This is a genomic window from Paenibacillus albicereus (genome assembly GCF_012676905.1).
Taxonomy (GTDB): Bacteria; Bacillota; Bacilli; order Paenibacillales; family Paenibacillaceae; genus Paenibacillus_O; species Paenibacillus_O albicereus.
On the sequence record NZ_CP051428.1, the window covers coordinates 2,488,919 to 2,507,763 of the forward strand.

At 66.0% G+C, this 18,845-nt stretch carries 17 protein-coding genes; 14 read left to right on the forward strand and 3 right to left on the reverse strand.

What is annotated here, in order from left to right; genetic code table 11:
- Nucleotides 1-236 precede the first annotated feature (236 nt).
- From HGI30_RS10975 to HGI30_RS11020, 10 genes are all read left to right on the forward strand, one after another.
- Complete coding sequence (locus HGI30_RS10975; protein WP_407945039.1) at nt 237-1,232, forward strand: ribonuclease H-like domain-containing protein; 996 nt, start codon at nt 237-239, stop codon at nt 1,230-1,232.
- Complete coding sequence (locus HGI30_RS10980) at nt 1,229-2,077, forward strand: HAD-IIA family hydrolase (RefSeq protein WP_168907599.1); 849 nt, start codon at nt 1,229-1,231, stop codon at nt 2,075-2,077. The genes HGI30_RS10975 and HGI30_RS10980 overlap by 4 nt, the downstream gene beginning before the upstream one ends.
- A gap of 50 nt (nt 2,078-2,127) precedes the next feature.
- Entirely contained in the window at nt 2,128-2,946 is an 819-nt protein-coding gene (locus HGI30_RS10985; protein WP_168907600.1) for an Fpg/Nei family DNA glycosylase, read from the forward strand.
- 2 nt (nt 2,947-2,948) lie between these two features.
- Nucleotides 2,949-3,797, forward strand: a complete 849-nt coding sequence (locus HGI30_RS10990) for a deoxyribonuclease IV (RefSeq protein WP_168907601.1) — start codon at nt 2,949-2,951, stop codon at nt 3,795-3,797.
- A gap of 43 nt (nt 3,798-3,840) precedes the next feature.
- Nucleotides 3,841-4,632, forward strand: a complete 792-nt coding sequence (locus HGI30_RS10995; protein ID WP_168907602.1) for an ABC transporter ATP-binding protein — start codon at nt 3,841-3,843, stop codon at nt 4,630-4,632.
- The gene (locus HGI30_RS11000) at nt 4,629-5,645 is read left to right on the forward strand and encodes an SAM-dependent methyltransferase (RefSeq protein WP_235680380.1); all 1,017 of its coding nucleotides are present in this window, start codon (nt 4,629-4,631) and stop codon (nt 5,643-5,645) included. Before HGI30_RS10995 ends, HGI30_RS11000 begins: the two co-directional genes overlap by 4 nt.
- A 113-nt stretch (nt 5,646-5,758) precedes the next feature.
- Entirely contained in the window at nt 5,759-7,399 is a 1,641-nt protein-coding gene (locus HGI30_RS11005) for a serine/threonine-protein kinase (RefSeq protein WP_168907604.1), read from the forward strand.
- Nucleotides 7,400-7,508: 109 nt separating this feature from the next.
- Nucleotides 7,509-9,071 carry an ABC-F family ATP-binding cassette domain-containing protein gene (locus HGI30_RS11010; protein ID WP_168907605.1) on the forward strand — a complete coding sequence of 521 codons (1,563 nt, stop codon included), beginning with the start codon at nt 7,509-7,511 and terminating at the stop codon, nt 9,069-9,071.
- A gap of 32 nt (nt 9,072-9,103) precedes the next feature.
- Nucleotides 9,104-9,802, forward strand: a complete 699-nt coding sequence (locus tag HGI30_RS11015) for a response regulator transcription factor (RefSeq protein ID WP_168907606.1) — start codon at nt 9,104-9,106, stop codon at nt 9,800-9,802.
- Complete coding sequence (locus HGI30_RS11020; RefSeq protein WP_168907607.1) at nt 9,799-11,172, forward strand: HAMP domain-containing sensor histidine kinase; 1,374 nt, start codon at nt 9,799-9,801, stop codon at nt 11,170-11,172. Before HGI30_RS11015 ends, HGI30_RS11020 begins: the two co-directional genes overlap by 4 nt.
- 111 nt (nt 11,173-11,283) lie before the next feature.
- On the opposite strand, the gene HGI30_RS11025 is transcribed toward HGI30_RS11020, so the two are convergent.
- Nucleotides 11,284-11,766: a C40 family peptidase gene (locus HGI30_RS11025; protein WP_168907608.1), complete on the reverse strand. Its 483-nt coding sequence runs from the start codon at nt 11,764-11,766 to the stop codon at nt 11,284-11,286.
- A 191-nt stretch (nt 11,767-11,957) separates the two neighbouring features.
- Between HGI30_RS11025 and HGI30_RS11030 the strand changes: the two genes are divergently transcribed.
- The 4 genes from HGI30_RS11030 to HGI30_RS11045 are packed head-to-tail and all read left to right on the forward strand — an operon-like array spanning nt 11,958 to nt 15,036.
- Entirely contained in the window at nt 11,958-12,818 is an 861-nt protein-coding gene (locus HGI30_RS11030; protein ID WP_168907609.1) for a carbon-nitrogen hydrolase family protein, read from the forward strand.
- Between the two features lie 24 nt (nt 12,819-12,842).
- Entirely contained in the window at nt 12,843-13,505 is a 663-nt protein-coding gene (locus HGI30_RS11035; protein ID WP_168907610.1) for a GNAT family N-acetyltransferase, read from the forward strand.
- A gap of 27 nt (nt 13,506-13,532) precedes the next feature.
- Nucleotides 13,533-14,201 carry a GNAT family N-acetyltransferase gene (locus HGI30_RS11040; RefSeq protein ID WP_168907611.1) on the forward strand — a complete coding sequence of 223 codons (669 nt, stop codon included), beginning with the start codon at nt 13,533-13,535 and terminating at the stop codon, nt 14,199-14,201.
- Nucleotide 14,202: 1 nt separating this feature from the next.
- Nucleotides 14,203-15,036 carry an MBL fold metallo-hydrolase gene (locus HGI30_RS11045; protein WP_168907612.1) on the forward strand — a complete coding sequence of 278 codons (834 nt, stop codon included), beginning with the start codon at nt 14,203-14,205 and terminating at the stop codon, nt 15,034-15,036.
- Between the two features lie 132 nt (nt 15,037-15,168).
- Here the strand turns inward: HGI30_RS11045 and HGI30_RS11050 are convergent, their stop codons facing one another.
- Both HGI30_RS11050 and HGI30_RS11055 read right to left on the reverse strand, forming a co-directional pair.
- Nucleotides 15,169-17,028, reverse strand: a complete 1,860-nt coding sequence (locus tag HGI30_RS11050) for an ABC transporter ATP-binding protein (protein WP_168907613.1) — start codon at nt 17,026-17,028, stop codon at nt 15,169-15,171.
- Entirely contained in the window at nt 17,009-18,760 is a 1,752-nt protein-coding gene (locus HGI30_RS11055; RefSeq protein ID WP_168907614.1) for an ABC transporter ATP-binding protein, read from the reverse strand. The genes HGI30_RS11050 and HGI30_RS11055 overlap by 20 nt, the downstream gene beginning before the upstream one ends.
- Nucleotides 18,761-18,845 lie beyond the last annotated feature (85 nt).

Below are 18,845 nucleotides of genomic sequence, written 5' to 3' on the forward strand. Positions count from 1 at the left end.
GGGCGACATGGCAAGGTGCTGCTGAGCTGACCGTGCAGGAGGACGAGGCGGGCCCCGGCTGGGCCAAGCTCGGCGTGCGGCTGCATGCGAACGGGTCCGGCGAATGCCTGGAGCGGCGGCTGCTGCTGCCGCTGAACCATCGCAGCGGCCATCATCGGCTCAAGGAGTGGATCGATGCCTGCGCCAGGCTGTCCGCCTTTCATCCGGAGGAACAAGCGGCGCCCTCGCCCGGCGACGTGCTGTTCCTCGACCTCGAGACGACCGGGCTCGGCGGCGGCGCCGGCAACGTGGCGTTCATGATGGGGCTCGGCTATTTCGAGGCGGAAGGCTACGTCGTCCGCCAGTTCCTGATCCGCCATCCGGCGGAGGAGCGGGCGATGCTCGCGGAGCTCGAGGCGCTGCTGCCGCGCTTCCGCTGGCTCGCCACGTACAACGGCCGCTCGTTCGACTGGCCGCTCGTGCAGACGCGCCTCATTTTGAACGGCCTTGGCCGCTCGCTGCCGGAGCTGCTTCATCTGGACTTCCTCCACCCGTCGCGCAGCCTTTGGAAAAACACGCTCGCCTCCTGCCGGCTGAGCCACGTGGAGGAGGAGCGCCTCGGCATCTTCCGTCAGGACGACGTGCCGGGCTCGATGGCCCCGACGCTTTATTTCCGTTACTTGGCGGAAGAAGACCCGTCGGTGCTCGAAGGCGTGTTCCGCCACAACGAGCAGGACATGGTGACGCTCGCTTGCCTCGGCATCCGCTTCGGACGGCTTCTTGCCGGCGAGGCGGGGAGCGCGTTCCCGATGCCGGACGCCGGCGAGGAGCTGCTGCGGACCGGCCTTTGGCTGGAGCGCATGGGAGAGCCGCGCGAGGCGGAGCGGATGTACGGGCGGATCGCCGCGTCCGGGGCCGCCCCGGACGTGCTGCACGGGCTCGCGATGAGGGACAAGAAAGCTGGCAATTGGGAACGCGCTGTGGTATTGTGGCAACTAGCTGCGGCCAGGGGCGCGGATAGAGCGCTGCCCGACTGGCGCTCGCATGTCGAGCTGGCGATGTACTTCGAGCACAGGGCCAAGGACAGCCTCGCCGCGCTGGAGCTGGCGGAGGAGGCGCTGGGGCTGGCCTCCGCGCATCCGCTCCAGCGGCGCGACGCCCGGCGCCGCGCGGAGCTCGAGGAGCTGCGCCGGCGCCGGGACCGCCTGCTCCGCAAGGCGGGCGCGGCATCAGACAGGGAGGCGGAAGCATGACGAACGAGGCGGCAATACCGCAGCTTCCCGGACTGCGCCGGCCGGACCGGCCGATATCCGGGCTGCTGCTGGATCTGGACGGCACGATCTACCGGGGAGACGAGGCGATCGAAGGGGCGGCGGAGCTGATCGGCTCGCTGCGCGCCGCAGGGCTCCCTTATTTGTACGTGACGAACAATTCCTCGGCCAGTCCCGAGGACGTGGCCGAGCGGCTGCGACGGATGGGCATACCTGCGGAGGCGGACGAGGTGTGCACCTCCGCGCAGGCAGCCGCCGCGCATGCGGCGGAGCTTTATCCGGGCGGCCGCGTGTTCCTGATCGGCGAGAGCGGGTTGTCCGAGGCGCTGCTTGCGGCCGGACTGACCTTCGCCGAGGAGGGAGCGGACGTGGTCGTGCAAGGCATCGACCGCGAGTTTACATATAGCAAGGCTGCCGCCGCCGTGCGCGAGCTGCTCGGAGGGGCGGGCTACATCATGACGAATCCCGATCTGCTGCTTCCCTCCAAGGGCGGCCTGTTTCCCGGAGCGGGGTCGATCGGGGCGATGCTGCGGGCCGCGTCCGGCATCGAGCCGGTGCTGATCGGCAAGCCGTCCCCGGTGCTGATGGACTACGCGCTGAATCGGCTCGGACTGCCGGCGGACGAAGCCTGGGTCGTCGGCGACAATCTGGCGACCGACATTGCGGCGGGCGAGAGCTCGGGCTGCCGGACGATCCTCGTCCTGACGGGCCTGACGGACGCCGCGAACTATGAGCGCTACGCCGAAACGGCCGGGGTGAGGCCTTTTGCTTCCTGCGAGGGCCTCGGCGAGCTGGCCGCGTATGTTTCGCGCGGGATTGGGACATAAGAACGGGACGCGAAGACCGCTACACCATGAGGAAGGATGCGAAGCCAATCATGCCGGAATATCCCGAGATGGATCGATACCGCGTGCTGCTGTCGGACGCGCTGGCGGGGCAGAAGATCGTCTCCGCCGAAGTCAGCCGCGAAAAATCGCTGAATGTTCCCGCCGACGAGTTCATCCGCCGCGTGCAAGGGCGCGCGATCTGGTTCGTCGAGCGCCGGGGCAAGCATTTGCTGCTGCACTTGGACAGCGGCGAGCGCCTGCTCGCGCATCTGATGCTGGGCGGCTGGATGTATTTCGGCTCGGAGGAAGAGAAGCCGGACCGGACGGTGCAGGTGCGGCTCGGCTTCGAGCACGGCAACCTGTATTTCATCGGGCTGCGGCTCGGATACCTGCATCTGCTGAGCGCCCGCGAGGCGGAAGCAAGGCTGGCCGAGCTCGGCCCGGAGCCGCTGGATCCGAAGCTGACGGAGGAGCGGTTCGCGCAGCGGCTGCTCGCCAAAAAGCGCAGCGCGCTCAAGTCGGCGCTCGTCGATCAGCGCGTGCTCGCCGGCATCGGCAACTGCTACGCCGACGAGATCGCCTGGCAAGCGGAGGTGCTGCCGGGCGCGCGCATCGGCGCGCTGGAGCCCGCTGCGCTGACGAGGCTTTATGCCTCGATGCAGGCCGTGCTGACGGAGGCCAAGACGCTCGGCGGCTACATGGAGCATCCGTTCCGCGCCGGCGACGTCACGACCGGGGGCTACAACAGCCAGTGCAAGGTCTATGACCGTGCGGGCGAGCCTTGCCTGCGCTGCGGTTCCGCGATCGTGCAGGAGGAGCAGGCGTCGCGCAAGGTGTTCTTCTGTCCTTCCTGCCAAAAGGACCATTGACGATGAGCCGCTTCGGCAGGCTGGGCTGCCATGTGAGCACGCGGGGCGGGTATCGAGCGGCGGCGGAGCGCGCTGCGGCAGCCGGTTGCGGGTCCTTTCAATATTTTCCTAAAAATCCGCGCTCGCTCGGCGTCAAGGCGTTCGACCGCGGCGATGCCGGCCGATGCCGCGACTTCTGCGCGGAAAACGGCATCGAGTCGATCGCCCATTCGCCTTATCCGTGCAATCTGGCTTCGGCGGACGCCGGCACTCGGGAGCGCACGGCGCTCTCGCTGCTGAACGATCTCGACATCGCCGAAAGCTGCGGCTCGGCGGGCGTCGTCGTGCATTTCGGCATGTACAAGCAAGCCGATCCGCTGGAAGGGTACAAGCTGATGATCCGCACGCTCGACTTCATCACGGAGCGCTGGGACGGCCGCTGCCGGCTGCTGATCGAGAACCAGGCCGGCAACCACGGCTTCATGGGCATGACGATGGAGGAGCTGGTCCAGGTGCTGGCGCTTTGCCGCGAGCCGGACAAGCTCGGCATCTGCATCGACAGCTGCCATCTGTTCGCGAGCGGCGTCTGGGACGGCCGGCCAGCCCCCGCATGGGCGTCTTCGGCTGCGGGGCAGGCGGCGCGCAGCCAGGTGCGGGCGCTCCATCTCAACGGGTCGGTCTACCCTTCCGGCTCGCGCAAGGACCGTCATGCCCGGATCGGCGAAGGCGAGCTTGGACTGGACGGACTCGGGTGGCTGCTGCGGCACTTTCCCGGCGTCCCCGCCGTGCTGGAGACGAGCCAGGACGACGGCGGCGGCTATGCCGGCCAGCTGGAGCGGCTGCTCGGCACGGGCGAGGGAGTCAATCGATGATCGGCGATGGCGCTTGCGATCGCCCGCGAGAGGAGGCATGCCCATGACGGCCGTCATGGAGCTGGACCGGCTGCATCTGCAGCGGGACCAGCGGACGATACTGAGCGAGGTCAGCCTGAGCATCGGCGGCGGGGAGCAATGGGTGCTGCTCGGCCGCAACGGCTCGGGCAAGACGACGCTGCTCGAGATGATGACCGGCTATCTGTTTCCGACCTCCGGCACGATCGACGTGCTCGGCTTCCGGTACGGGGAGTGCGACGTGCGCGAGGTCCGCAAGCGGATCGGCTATATCAGCCAGTCGCTGCTCGAGAAGCTGGCGCTCGCCGATCCCGTATGGGAAGTCGTGGCGACGGGCGAATACGCTTTCCTGCGGTTCTACCAGGAGATCGATCCCGCCGTCAAGAGCAAGGCGCTCGCCCAGCTCGAGCGGGCGGGTCTCGCCCATGCGGCCGAGCAGCCGCTCGGCACGCTGTCCCAGGGCGAACGCAAAAAGGTGCTGCTCGCCCGCGCCCTCATGAGCTCGCCGGAGCTGCTCATCCTCGACGAGCCGTGCTCCGGCCTCGACCTGCATGAGCGGGAGAAGCTGCTGGCGGCGATCGCCCGGTTGACGAACGAGCGGATGACCGTGCTGTACGTGACTCACCATATGGAAGAGATCCTGCCGCTGTTCACCCATGTGGCGCTGCTGCATGAGGGACGCCTGCTCCATGCGGGTCCCAAGGAGCAGGTGCTGCGCGGCGACGTGCTTTCAGAGGCGTACGAGATGCCGATCGAGGTGGACTGGGATTACGGCAGGCCATGGATAAAAGTAAGAGCGGATGGTGTAGAGAATTGACCGTTTGGATAGGTACCGCCAACAAGCAATACGCCTCCTACGCGATGGAGGAGCTCCGCCGGCAGTTCGAGGGCTTGTCGCTCTCGCAGCTGTCGCCGGGCGAGACGTTTTTGATGCAGCTGCCGCAGGGGCGGGACGAGGTGATGAAATCGATCCGGGACCGCAAGCCGATCTTCCTGAGGCATCTCCAGCCGGTCGACTCTTCGCGCGCGATGTCGCTCGACGCCGACGACCTGGACTGGCTCAGCGACTGGCTGCGGTTGTCCCGGAGCCATCTCGCGGGCAAGCGGGTCGGGGTCCATATCCGCAAGGCGGAAGGCAGCCCGTTCCCTTATTCCGCCGCTGACGCCCGCGCTGTGCTCGACGCCGTGCTGGCCGAGGCGGGAGCGGAGCCGGCGCACAAGCAGCCGGACTCGCTCGTCGCCGTCTACGCCTCGCGCGATACGCTGTACGCGGGCATCGGCACGCCGGAGGAGATGCTGAGCGACTGGCCGGGCGGAGCCGTCCGCTTCCAGCGCGAGGACGGCCAGATTTCGCGGGCGAAGTTCAAGCTGCTGGAGGCCGAGCGGGAGTTCGGGCTCGACTACTCGCGCTTCTCGCGGGCGCTCGATATCGGGGCGGCGCCGGGAGGCTGGACGTCCCTGCTGCTCGAACGAGGGCTCAAGGTGACGGCGGTCGACCCCGCCGAGCTGCATCCGTCGCTGCAGGCGTACCGAACGCTGACCGTGCTGCGCAAAAACGCCTCCGAGGTCAAGTTCGAGCCGGGCAGCTTCGACCTGCTCGTCTGCGACATGAGCTGGAGCCCGATGCAGATGTGCCGGCTCGTGCTGGACCTCGCGCCTGCGCTGCAGAGCGGAGGCTCGGCGATCGTCACGATCAAGCTCATGCATCGCAAGCCGCTGCAGACGATCCGCGAGGTGATGCAGCGCTTCGGCGAGTCGTTCGACATCGTCGGCGCGCGCCAGCTTTTTCACAACCGGGAGGAAATGACCCTCTGCATGAAGAAACGCTAAGATGATACGGCAATCATGACGACGGGAAAGCATCCCGCATGCCGGCAGACTCTCCAAGGGAGAGCTCTGCCTGCGGCGGGATGCTTTTTTTGCTTAGAGAAAGGGGAATCGGCATGCGGAGAAAGAAGGACGGAATGCGGTCGACGGAGGAAACGGGCCAGCTCGGGCTGCCCGAGGAAGCGGCGGAGGGCTCGCTGCAGCCCGGCGACGTCGTGGGAGGCCGCTATCGCGTCCTCAGCCTGATCGGCCAGGGCGGCATGGGGGAGGTCTATGCGGCCGAAGACTTGCGTCTCGGCGGAGCGCTGCGGGCGCTCAAGCTGAAGCCGGCCGGCAGCTGGAGCGAGCTTCCGAGCGCGGACGAGGCGAGGCTGCACATGAAGCTGGAGCACCCGCATCTGCCGCGGCTGCATGATTATTTCCCTTCGGAGGGAGGTCGGCCGGAGATGCTCGTCATGGATTACATCGAAGGCTGCACGCTTGAGGAGGCCGCGAGGGCCAGGCCGGAGGGCTATACGGCGCTCGAGGCGGCCGCCGCCGCGCTGCAGCTAGGCTCGGCGCTCGCTTACCTGCACGAGCAGCGGCCGCCGATCATCCATCGCGATCTCAAGCCGGCCAACGTCATGGCCGCGCGCTCCGGCCGGCTCATGCTCATCGACTTCGGCATCGCCCGCCGCTTCTCGCCTGAAGCGGCTTCCGACACGACGCAGCTCGGCACGCCGGGCTATGCGGCTCCGGAGCAGCTTGCCGGATGCCAAAGCGATGCCCGCACCGACATGTACGGGCTCGGCTGCCTGCTCGTCCGTCTGATGCGAGGCGCTGCGCCGGACCTCCGCGTCCAAGCGGGACGGACAAAGGAGCTGCCGTACTGGCTGACGCGGCTGCTGGAGCCGGAGCGCGCCCGCCGATTCGCCAGCATGCGGGAGGCGGAGTCGGCGATCCGCAGCTGGCTGGAGGGGGAGGGCGAAACGCCTCCGCCCGCCGGCGGCTCCGGCCCCTTCGGCGGGCTGTCCGCCGCATTCCCGGCCGCATTCCCGGCCGCTCTCCCGGGAGCCGCCGCGCCGGGGCGGATCTCCGTGCTGTCGCTGTCGCCGGGCAGCGGCGCCACGTTCATCTGCCTCATGCTGGCGAGGCTCGCCGCCGACCGAGGCTGGCCGGTGCAGGCGGCCGAGCTCGCGTGCGACCGTCCGCACTGGCAGGCTCTGCTCGGAGCTCCGGAGCCGCTGCCTGCTGCGCTCGATCCGCGCTTCGGCCGCTGGCTGCAGGACGGCGTGGAATGGCTGCCGCGTCAGAGCGGCGCGCCTGACCTGGAGCGGGACGAAGCGTCGGCTCGGCTCGATCTCATGCTGAAAAGCCGTGCCGGCACGCTGCAGCTGCTCGACTGGTCATCCGGCTGGACCGCCGGCGACGCGCTGCAGCGCATCGCCGGCTCGGCAGCGGCCGTCGTCGTCGCCGATCCGGATCCCTCCCGCTGGAGCCGCGAGCGCATCCGGCTGCTGGAGGAGCTGTCCGCCCGGCTCGGCCCGGACCGGATCCACTGGATCGCCAACAAGGATGTCCGCTTCGCGGACCGGCGCGAATGGCTCGGCCTGCTTCCGGCCCGTCCGTCCGCCTTCATGCCGTTTTTGGACGCGGAGTCGTGGTACGGACTGCTGTGGCAAGGCTTTCCGCTGCCCCGGCGCGGCGAGGCGGCAGCGGCCGTGCGCGGTGCCTTGTCTCCGCTTTTGGAGCGGATCGCCGCGAGCCTGCGCATTTAGCTCGCGGGAGGGGGGAGCCAAGAAGGGGCGGTTTATGGTACAATCACCTATTAGGGGCCGCTGATCCGGTTTCCTTCGCATTTCTAAGGAATGGAGAAATCAACTACTCATGAGCTTACTTACTGTAGAAAATTTATCGCATACATTCGGAGACCGCATCCTGTTCAAGGAAGTCTCCTTCCGCCTGCTCGCAGGCGAGCGGGTCGGCCTCGTCGGAGCCAACGGCGCCGGCAAGTCGACCTTGATGAACATCCTGACGGGCAAGCAGCTCAAGGACGAGGGCCGCGTGGAGTGGACGCCGAAGATCCGCTACGGCTACCTCGACCAGCATACGAAGCTCCAGGCCGGCAAGACGATCCGCGACGTGCTGCGCGACGCCTTCGCTCCGCTGCTCGTGCTGGAGCAGGAGCTGTCCGAGGTGACGGCGGCGATGGCCGAGCCGGACGCCGACCTCGACGCGCTGCTGGAGCGCATGGGCGAGATTCAGGAAGAGCTGGAGATCGGCGACTACTACATGCTCGACGTCAAGGTCGAGGAGATGGCCAACGGCCTCGGCTTGAACGCGATCGGCCTCGACCGCGACGTCACGGCGCTGAGCGGCGGCCAGCGCACCAAGGTGCTGCTCGCCAAGCTGCTGCTGGAGAAGCCTACGGTCCTTCTGCTCGACGAGCCGACGAACTATTTGGACGAGGAGCATATCACGTGGCTCGCGGGCTACCTGCGCAACTATCCCAACGCCTTCCTGCTGATCTCCCACGATACCGGCTTCATGAACTCGGTCGTCAGCGTCATCTACCATCTGGAATTCGCACGGTTGACCCGCTACACGGGCAACTACGAGAAATTCCTCGAGATGGCCGAGCTGAATAAAGCCCAGCATCTCGGCGCATACGAAAAGCAGCAGGATTTCATCAAGAAGCAGGAAGACTTCATCCAGCGCAACAAGGCGCGCGCTTCCACTTCAGGACGGGCGAAGAGCCGCGAGAAGCAGCTGGACCGGATCGATCGTATCGACAAGCCCGAGGAGGCCGCCAAGCCGACGTTCAAGTTCAACGAGGGCCGGACGAGCGGCAAGACGATCTTCGAGGCCAAAGGGCTGCGCATCGGCTATACGAAGCAGCTCGTGCCGGAGATGGACATGCTGATCGAGCGCGGCGACAAGATCGCCATCGTCGGCTGCAACGGCGTGGGCAAGTCGACGCTGCTCAAGACGATCCTCGGCCGCATCGAGCCGCTCGGCGGCGAGGTGTATCGGGGCGACTACCTGCTGCCGGCCTACTTCGAGCAGGAGGCCAAAGCTCCGACGATGACGCCGCTCGACGACGTGTGGAACGAGTTCTCCGGCATGAACCAGCATGAGGTGCGCGCGGCGCTCGCGCGCTGCGGGCTCAAGAACGAGCACATCACCCGCGCCCTCAACCAGCTGAGCGGCGGCGAGCAGGCCAAGGTCCGGCTCTGCAAGCTGATGCTCCGCGAGAGCAACTGGATCCTGTTCGACGAGCCGACGAACCATCTCGACGTCGTCGCCAAGGCCGAGCTGAAGCGCGCCCTCGAGGCGTACCGCGGCACGGTCGTGCTCGTCTCGCACGAACCGGACTTCTACGAGAGCTGGGTGACCAAGACCTGGGACGTCGAGTCCTGGTCGCTCAAGCAGGCTCAGAGCCAAAACTAGCCAACCCACCGGAAAGCAGGTGACATCGAAGAATGAATGAACGCGTTCTGGTCATTGAAGACGAAGAGAGCATCGCCCGCATCCTCCAGCTGGAGCTGGAGCATGAAGGCTATGAGGTCGGACATGCCGCGGACGGCCGCAGCGGCTTCACGCAGGCGTCCTCCGGCGAATGGGACCTCGTCCTGCTTGACGTCATGCTGCCGGAGCTCAACGGCATCGAGGTGCTGCGGAGGCTGCGGCAGTCCGGCAATCCCATTCCCGTCATTCTCATCACGGCCCGCGATACGGTTCCCGACAAGGTGAGCGGATTCGAGCACGGAGCGAACGACTACGTGACGAAGCCCTTCGCCATGGAGGAGCTGCTCGCGCGCGTGCGCAACCTGCTCCGCATCTTCCAGCAGAACCCCAAGGAATCCGAAGGCTCCGACCTGCTCAAGATCGGCGACCTGACGGTCGAGCTTCGCACCCGCAAGGTGTTCCGCAAGGAGCTCGCGATCGATCTGACCCCTCGCGAGTTCGAGCTGCTCGTCTACCTCGCCCAGCATAAGAACGAGGAGAAATCCCGCGAGGAGATCCTCTCCGAGGTATGGGGCTACGACTTCATGGGCGAGACGAACCTCGTCGACGTCTACATCCGATACTTGCGCCAGAAGCTCGACAAGGGCTTCCGCCACAAGCTGATCCATACGGTGCGCGGCGTCGGCTACATGATGAAGGAGCCCGAGGCATGACCCTCCGCAAGAGGTTCACGCTCTTCACCATCTTTTGGCTCATCTTCATCCTGATCCTGTTCAACATCTTCGTCTATCTGTTCATGACCAAGATCACGACCCGCAGCGAGCAGCAGGTCATGACCAACAAGGTCAACCTGATCCTTGAGAACAACAAGATCATGGACAAGGACCATCTGTCCGACGAAGGGCTGCTGCGGGAGTTCTACAACGTCAACGAGCTGATCCGCATCATCACGCCTGACGGCAAGACGGTCAACCTGCAGGGCTCCGACACCGACCTGCTCGCGCTGCCGGTCAAGTTCGAGCCGTATCACGTGCAGGGCGAGATGTTCGTCGGCAGCACGCGCGTCCTCTACATGAAGGTGCCGCTGTACGAGGACTCCGAAATCATCGGCATGCTGGAGATCGAACGCAAGCTGAACCTCCAGGACAGCTACATGAAGGTGCTTGTCGCCGCGCTGTCGGTGACGAGCATCGGGGCGATCCTGTTCGCCATCTTCGGCACGTACTGGTTCACCTCGCGCCTGACGGCGCCGATCCAGCACATGGTGCAGACGATGCGGGAGATCGACCGCAGCGGCAAGCTGCGCAAGATCGAGATCGGCGACAAGGAGGAGTCGGCGGAGCTGCTGCAGCTCATCCGCGCCTTCAACCAGATGATCGAGCGGCTCGACCGCACGTTCGCGCGCCAAAAGCAGTTCGTCGCCGACGCCTCGCATGAACTCAAGACGCCGCTGACAGTCATCAGCAGCTATGCGGGCATGCTCAAGCGATGGGGACGCGACGACGTGAAAATCCGCGACGAGGCGATCGAGGCGATCGCCAAGGAGTCGGAAAGGCTGCAGAACCTGACCAAGTCGATGCTCATGCTGGCCGAGGCGGAGCAGGAGGACTGGCTCAGCCTGCAGACGTTCGACGTCGTGCAGATGGTCGACGAGCTGGCCTCGATGCTGCAGCTGACGTTCCAGCGGCAGATCCGCGTCCATACTTCTGCCGGCGATCTGCGGATGTCCGGCGACAAGGACAAGATCCGCCAGCTGCTCGTCATCCTGCTCGACAACGCGATCAAGTACAGCAAGGAGCCGATCGATGTCACGGTGAGCTCCGTCAAGCAGTCGGTGCGCATCCATGTGACCGACAAGGGCATCGGCATCGAGGAGAACGAGATCCAGCACTTGTTCGAGCGCTTCTACCGCGTCGACGGCGCCCGCCGGCGCACGACGGGCGGAGTCGGGCTCGGCCTGTCGATCGCCAAGCGCATCGTCGACCTGCACGAAGGCCAGATCGACGTGTTCAGCAAGCCCGGCAAGGGCACGACCATAACGCTGCAATTCCCGCAGACGCTCAAAAACACGTCCGGCCGCTGAGCGGCCGGACGTGTTTTTTGGGCTTGAATATCGGCGCATGCAAAAAGCCCCGGTCGGCGGCTCGTCGGAGCAGCGGTCCGGGGCTTGGGGAGGCAGGAGTCGGATTCGGGACTACAGCACGCGCTTGGCGGTCACATAATGCTTGTTCCAGTACGAGGTGCCGAGACTGGAGACGGTGACGCCCGTCTTGCCGTATGTATGCAGGAGCTTGTTCGAGCCGGCGTAGATGGCCACATGGCCGATGCCTTTGCCGTTGCTGTTCGTGAAGAACACCAGATCGCCTTTGCTCAAGTAGCCGCGAGCCACTTTCGCGCCTTTCTGGGCTTGCTGCGACGACGTTCTCGGCAGGGCGACGCCGTTTTTCTTGAAGACGTATTGCGTGAACGAGGAGCAGTCGAACGCGTATGTGACGCCGCTTGGAGCTCCGAGCCGGTACGGCACGCCGAGGTACTGCTTGCCGTAATCGAGCAGCTTCTCCGACTCCGGCGTAGCGGCCGAGGCCGATTGAATCGATCCGAGATTGATGCCAGCCACGCCGATAGCAGCACAGAGGCTGAGGCGGGCGATCGTTTTTTTCCAGTTGCTCATGCGCATATCTTGTGGTGTCCCTCCATCATGGTGTACGGTGTACAAGGGTGTTTGTTGACTGAGGCTACTATACCATAGGCTCAGTGACCTAATTTATTCCAGTAAGAGCGTCATGCCAGTTCTGGCGCGATTCCCCCGTCAATATGAGAACTTCGTGAGAATCTTCTCATGAAGGCGTTTAGAGGAGGCGATTTGCGGTGAAATATAGAGTTTCGGCGGTCCAGTACCATCTGGAGGATATCGGCAGCTTCGATGAATTCGCAGCCCAAGTCACGCATTACGTGCGCAACGCCTCCGAATACGGCGTGCAGATGCTGCTTTTCCCGGAGTTTTTGACGACGCAGCTGCTGTCGATCGGAGACGGGCAGGGAAGGCCGCTCGGCATCGGCCGCCTGCCGGAGTTCACCGAGCGCTACGAGCGGCTGTTCCGCTCTCTCGCGGCCGAATACGGCATGCACATCGTCGGCGGCACGCATGTCGTCCGCTCGGACGACGGCAAGCTCCGCAATACGGCTTATTTGTTCCAGCCGGACGGCGGCATCCGCACGCAGGCCAAGATCCATCTGACGCCGACCGAGGTCGAGGAGTGGAACATGGCGCCCGGAGACGGGCTCGAGGTGTTCGAGACGCCTTTCGGCACGATCGCGATGCTGACCTGCTACGACATCGAGTTTCCGGAAATCGTGCGCATGGCGCGGGCCAAAGGCGCGGACGTCATCTACTGCCCGTCCTGCACGGACGACCGCCACGGCTTCTACCGCGTCCGCTACTGCGCGCATGCGAGGGCCGTGGAGAACCAGGTCTACATCGTCACGACCGGCACGACCGGCTCGCTTCGCCGCGTCGACTTCATGCGCGCCAACTACGGCCAGGCCGCCGTCATCACGCCGAACGACATTCCGTTCCCGCCTCGGGGCATCCTGTGCGAGGGCGACGACAACCAGGACATGCTGATCGTCGCCGATCTCGACCTGCGGCTGCTGGAGGACGTGCGCCGAGCCGGCTCGGTGACGACATGGCGCGATCGCCGCACCGACCTGTATCCGGACTGGTCCTGACTCGCCAAGGAGGGCTGACGCGACATGTACAAGACGCTTTACGTCCAGCATGAGGGCAAGCCGGCCGAGACGGTCATCCGCCGCTATTCGCTCGAGGACGCCGATGCGCTGATCGAGGTGCAGCGGCGGAGCTTCCCGCCGCCTTATCCGCAGGAGCTGCTCTGGACGCGCGGACAGATCGCCGAGCATGTGCGCCTCTTTCCGGAAGGAGCGTTGTGCGCCGAGGCCGGCGGCATCCTCGTCGGCTCGATGACCGGCATGCGGCTGCATGCGGCGGAGGGGGAGCACCGAAGCTGGTCGGAGGCGACCGGGGACGGCAGCCTTTCGACCCACGAGCCGGACGGGCAGACGCTGTATGTCGTCGACATCTGCGTCGTGCCGGAGTACCGCAAGAGCGGCATCGGCCGCTGGCTCATGCAGACGATGTACGAGACGGTCGTCCATCTCGGCCTGGAGCGGCTGCTCGGCGGCGGCCGCCTGCCGGGCTATCATCGCCACGCGGAGCGGATGAGCGCCGAGGCGTACCTCTCCGCCGTCCTGCGCGGCGAGCTGAACGACCCGGTGCTGGGCTTCCTGCTGCGCTGCGGCCGCACGCCGGTCGGCGTCGCATCGGCCTATTTGGACGACGAGGAATCCTGCGGCCATGCCGCGATGATGGAATGGCGCAATCCGTTTCTTCCCCGCTGACGACTGAACGACAAGGAGAGCGATCACATGGACTATTACCGCATCACATCGATCGAGGACGAGCATTTTTCCAAGCTGCACCGCCTGCTCCAGGATATCTTTCCTCCGGAGGAGGTGCTGGCCTACGAGCTGTGGGAGGGGCCGCTGCAGGACCCGGGCATCCACGTCTGCGTCGCCCTGCATGACGGGGAAGCCGTAGGCGCGACCGAATACCGCTACTATCCGCAGCTGCGCGTCGCGATGACCGACTTCACGATCATCGGCCGTCCCGGCCTTGGCGTCGGACGGTTCCTGCTGCGCAGCCGGGAGAAGGAGCTTGCCCGCCTGGCGGCCGAATCCGGTACGGAGCCGATCGGCATGTTCGCGGAAATCTACGATCCGTACCGCACGGAGCACGGCTTCGGCGGCGCCGATCCGATGAACCCGTTCGTGCGGCGGGAGGTGCTGTCCCATATCGGCTACAAGCGGCTGGAGCTCGACTACGTGCACCCGTCCTGGGATTTGCAGGGAGGAGCCGTGAGCGGCCTCGATCTCGGCTTCCTGCCGCAGGACGAGGAGCTGGACGGCATACCGGGCGCTCTGGCGGCGGAATTCCTCGAGACGTACTATTCGGCCATCGAGGCCAAGCCGGCGCAGTGGTACGACATGGTGGCGGGGCTGAAGCGGCAGGGTCGCGTCGCCCTGCTTCCGCTGTAGCATGAGCGCTTACGAAGACGGCCGTCCTGGTCCGCTCGAGCTGCGCTTTCTCGGCACGGGAGATGCGATGGGCGTGCCGCGCGTCTATTGCAGCTGCGTCGTATGCGAGGAATCCCGCCGCACGGGCTTCAACCGCCGGCCGCGCTCGTCGCTGCTGCTGCGCGGGCTCGATGCGGACGGAGCGGCGACGCTGATCGATTGCGGCCCCGACTGGGGCCGCCAGATGGAGGAGGCCGGACTGCGCTCGGTCCGGCGCATCCTGATTACCCACGCGCACTTCGACCATATCGGCGGGCTCGTCGAATGGGCGGACGCCTGCCGTCGGACGAAGCAAAAAGGAACGGCCTTCGCCCCGGCGGAAGTCATCCCGGCCATTCTCGACCGGTTTCCCTGGCTGGAGAGCTGGATCGACTTTTTGCCTTGCGACGAGCCGCTCCGCCTCGGCAGCTGGACGATCCGCTGCTGGCGCGTGAATCACGGGCACAACGGCTACTCCTACGCCTACCGCTTCGAACAGGCGGAGACGGGGCTGAGCTGGGCTTACTGCTCCGATGCGATCGGCCTCGACGACGGCATGAAGGCTCCGCTTCGCGGCTGCCGCCTCGTCATCCTGGGCACGAGCTTTTACGAAGAGCCGTACTCGTACGAGACGCGATCCTTGTACGACGTGAAGGAGGCGATCGAGCTGCAGCGGGAGCTGCAGCCCGGCGAGCTGCTGCTGACCCATCTGTCGCATGACATCGACCTGATGCGCGACTATGGCTTGCCGGCAGGAATGGCTTTCGCCCAGACCGGCTTGACGAGGCGGATCGGAGGCCAGGCGCAGGCCGATTGATCGGCATGGCCGACCGCAACCCAAAACAACCGCATTCGCCGGAGACTTGCTCCGGCGAATGCGGTTGTTCGTTCTTCCACGGAAATCGGTCGAAGCAGGGATGCCGGATGCTCGTGCCGCTGCTTCCGCCTGTCAGCCTGCAGGCTGGCTGCCGGAGTCCGGCCGGCCCTGGGAGTGGCGGTACAGGCGGGCGTATGGGCCGCCCTTGCCGAGCAGCTCGCCGTGCGTGCCGGACTCGACGATGCTGCCGCCGCGCATGACGACGATCCGGTCGGCGTTCATGATCGTCGACAGCCGATGCGCGATGACGAGCGTCGTCCGTCCCTCGGAGACGGCCGCGAGCGCCTGCTGCACCATCTGCTCGGTGCTGGAGTCGAGGCTGGCGGTCGCCTCGTCGAGGATGAGGATCGAGGGGCGGAAGACGACGATGCGGGCGAAGCTGATGAGCTGGCGCTCCCCGGCCGACAGTCCGCTCCCTTTCTCGCTGAGCATCGTCCCGTATCCGTCCGGCAGCCGCCGGATGAGGCGATCGGCCCCGACGAAGCGGCATGCCTCGCGCGCCTCCTCCTCGGATATCGACGGATCGAACAAGCGCACGTTGTCGAGGATCGATCCGGAGAACAGATACGGCTCCTGCTGCACGAGCCCGACGACGCGCTGCAGGCGCGCGAGCGGAATATGGCGCACGTCGACGCCGTCGATCGATACCGATCCCCGCTGCACGTCGTAAAAGCGGCAGAGCAGGCTGATGAGCGAGCTCTTGCCGGCGCCGGTCGTGCCGACGATGCCGATCGTCTCGCCGGGCGCGATGTCGAGGCTGATGCCCCGCAGCACGGGCTCTGCCGGATCATAGCCGAACTCGACGTCCCGGAAGCGCACCGCGCCGGAGCCGATGCCGTCCAGCTCCGGCGCGGCTGCGGGGGCGGCGTCCGGCAGCGCCGAACGGGTCTGGAACAGCTTCCAGATGCGGTCCATGGAGACGGAGGCGGCCTGCAGCGTGTTCCACTGCTGGGTGATCGAGTTGATCGGCTGGAAAAACTGGCGGATGTACGTGATGAACGCATAGAGGACGCCGAATTCAAGCCCTTCTCCGTAGACGGCGCGGCCGCCGAGCCACGTGACGAAGGCGACCGACAGGTTGCCGAGCAGGTCGAACGAGCGGTTGAACAGCACGTTCGTACGGATTTCCCGCAGGTTGGCTTCGTAATAGGAGCCGTTGCGCTCCTCGAACTGCCGCTGCTGCTCGCGCTCCTGGCGGAACGCCTGGACGAGGTTCATGCCGCTCAGGTTCTCGGCGGTGAAGGCGATCAGCCGCGACAGGCGGCTGCGCGACTGCTGGTACGTGCGCCGCATGTAGCTGCGGAACCCGGCGGCGATGAGCGCGATCAGCGGCAGCAGCAGCAGGCTGTAGCCGGCCAGCACCGGATCGAGCTGGAACATGAGGAACAGGATGAAGACGAGCGTCAGCCCGTCGCGGAACAGGCTGAGGCATACCTGCGTGAAGAACTGGCTGACCGTCTCCGTGTCGCCGGACATATGCGTGACCAGGCTGCCGCTGGACATGCGGTCGTAGAACGACGGCGACAGCCGCGACAGATGGCGGAACAGATCCTTGCGCAGCTTGGAGACGATGCCCTGTCCGGCCCGCTGGACGAGCAGGCTCTGCCAGTAGCTGAAGGCGAGCGCGAGCAGCGACAGCGCCAGGTACAGTCCCGCCAGCAGCAGGACGGGGCCGAGCTCGCCGCCGCCGCTCATCAGGTGGTCGTCGATTGCGATCTTCACGAGGTACGGCTGCAGCAGGTCGGCCGAGATCGCGAAGACCGTGCAGGCGACAACGCCGGCGAACGTCTTGCGGTAAGGCTTCGCGTAGGTCATCAGGCCGCGCAAGGCGGTCCGCTCGGAACCGTCGGCCGCCGAAGAGGGGGCAGGAGGAGGCTCCGGCCCCTTCTTTCCGCGTTGGTCGGGGGCAGGCTCAGGCGCCGTTTCGGCCATGCTCCATTCCTCCTTTCTGCAGCGCCGCGAGTTCCGCGTACAGTCCTTCCTCGAGCAGCAGCTGCTCATGCGTGCCGCGTTGGACGACGCGCCCTTCGTCGAGCACGACGATCTCGTCGGCATGCTGGATGGCGCTGATGCGATGGGCGATGACGAGCGTCGTCCGGCCCGCTCTTCCGCGGCGGATGCTGGACACGATGGCCGTTTCCGTCTCCGCGTCGACCGCGCTCACGCTGTCGTCGAGGATGAGCAGCGGCGCTTCCTTGACGAGCCCCCGCGCCAGGCTTGCCCGCTGGCGCTGTCCGCCGGACAGCGTCACGCCGCGCTCGCCGAGCCGGGTGCCGAAGCCTTCCCGGAACTGCTGGACCTGCTCGTAGATCATCGCCTGTCGGGAAGCGCTCTCGATCTCGGACGCGGTGGCGTCCCGCTTGGAAAAGGCGATGTTGTCCCCGAGCGTCGTGCTGAACAGGAACCCGTCCTGCGGCACGTAGGCGATCGAGCCGCGCAGCGAGCGCAGCGTCACGTCCCGGATGTCGGAGGGGCCGATCCGGATCGCGCCGGCAGGAGGCTCCATCATGCGCAGCAGCAGCTTGGCGAGCGTCGTCTTGCCGCTGCCGGTGCGCCCGACGAGCGCGGTCGTGCGGCCATAGCGGATGTCGAGATCGACGCGATCGAGCGCCGGCCGCGAGGAGCCCGGATAGCGGAACGTCAGGCCCCGGACGGCAATGTCCGCATGCTGCGGCAGCTCGGCTGCTTGCGGACTGTCCTCGATGTCCGGCCGGCTCGCGAGCAGCTCCTGGATGCGCTCGAGGCTGGCGCGCGAGCGCTGCATCGTATTGATGACGTTGCCGATCTGCTGGAGCGGGCCGATCATGAGCCGCACGTACAGCGTCAACGAGACGTACATGCCGACGGTGATGTTTCCGCTCAGCGCATGATAGCCGCCGGCGGCCAGCGTCACGACGAGCGACGCGGAGCCGAGGAACGGCAGCAGCGCCTGGAACAGCGAGCTCAGCCGCACGAGCCTCAGCTGGCTGCCGTAGACGCCGTCGACGCGGGCGCCGAAGCGGGCTTCCATCATCGGCTCGACCGCGAACTTCTGCGTGACGCGCATGCCGCCGATCTGCTCCTCCGCGGATTCGGTCATGGCGGCCAGCTCCTCTTGGGCGAGCCGGGAGCGCTCGCGGATGCGCGGGCCGAAGTAGACGACGATCGGCGGGATGAGCAGCAGCGGGGAGACGCAGGCGGCGACGAGCCCGAGCGGCAGGCCGGACAGCGCCATCATGACGACGGCGCTGCCGAGCAGGATGACGGCGTTGGCCGTCTGGTTGAAGCCGGCGGAGATCGCTTCCCGCACCGACTTGACGTCGTTCAGCACGTAGCTCAGCATGCTGCCGACGCCATGCTTGGCGTAATACGCCTCGCTGAGGCGTGTGAACTGCTTGAACAGCTTCTTGCGCGTCAAGCGCTCGAAGTTCCGTCCCAGCCTCATGATGAGGTATTGGCCGGATCCGGCGAGCGAGCTGTAGAGCAGGGCGATGCCGGCGAGCATCAGCGCCGAGCGGCTGATTAGCTCCGGCGTCAGCGCCTCGTGCTGCAGCCGGTCGGTGAAGTCGCCGAGCACGCGCGGATACAGCGACTGGACGATATTGCCGAGCGCGATGGCCAGCAGCGCCGCGGCGTACAGCTGCGCCTTGGCGGCCAGATACGGGCGCAGCAGGCGTTCCTTCATCCTGAGCATTCCTCCCCGTAAAATTCTTCGCCTCCATTATACCTCCATCCGCTTCGTGCCGAACATTTTAGGGCCAAAATCTTTC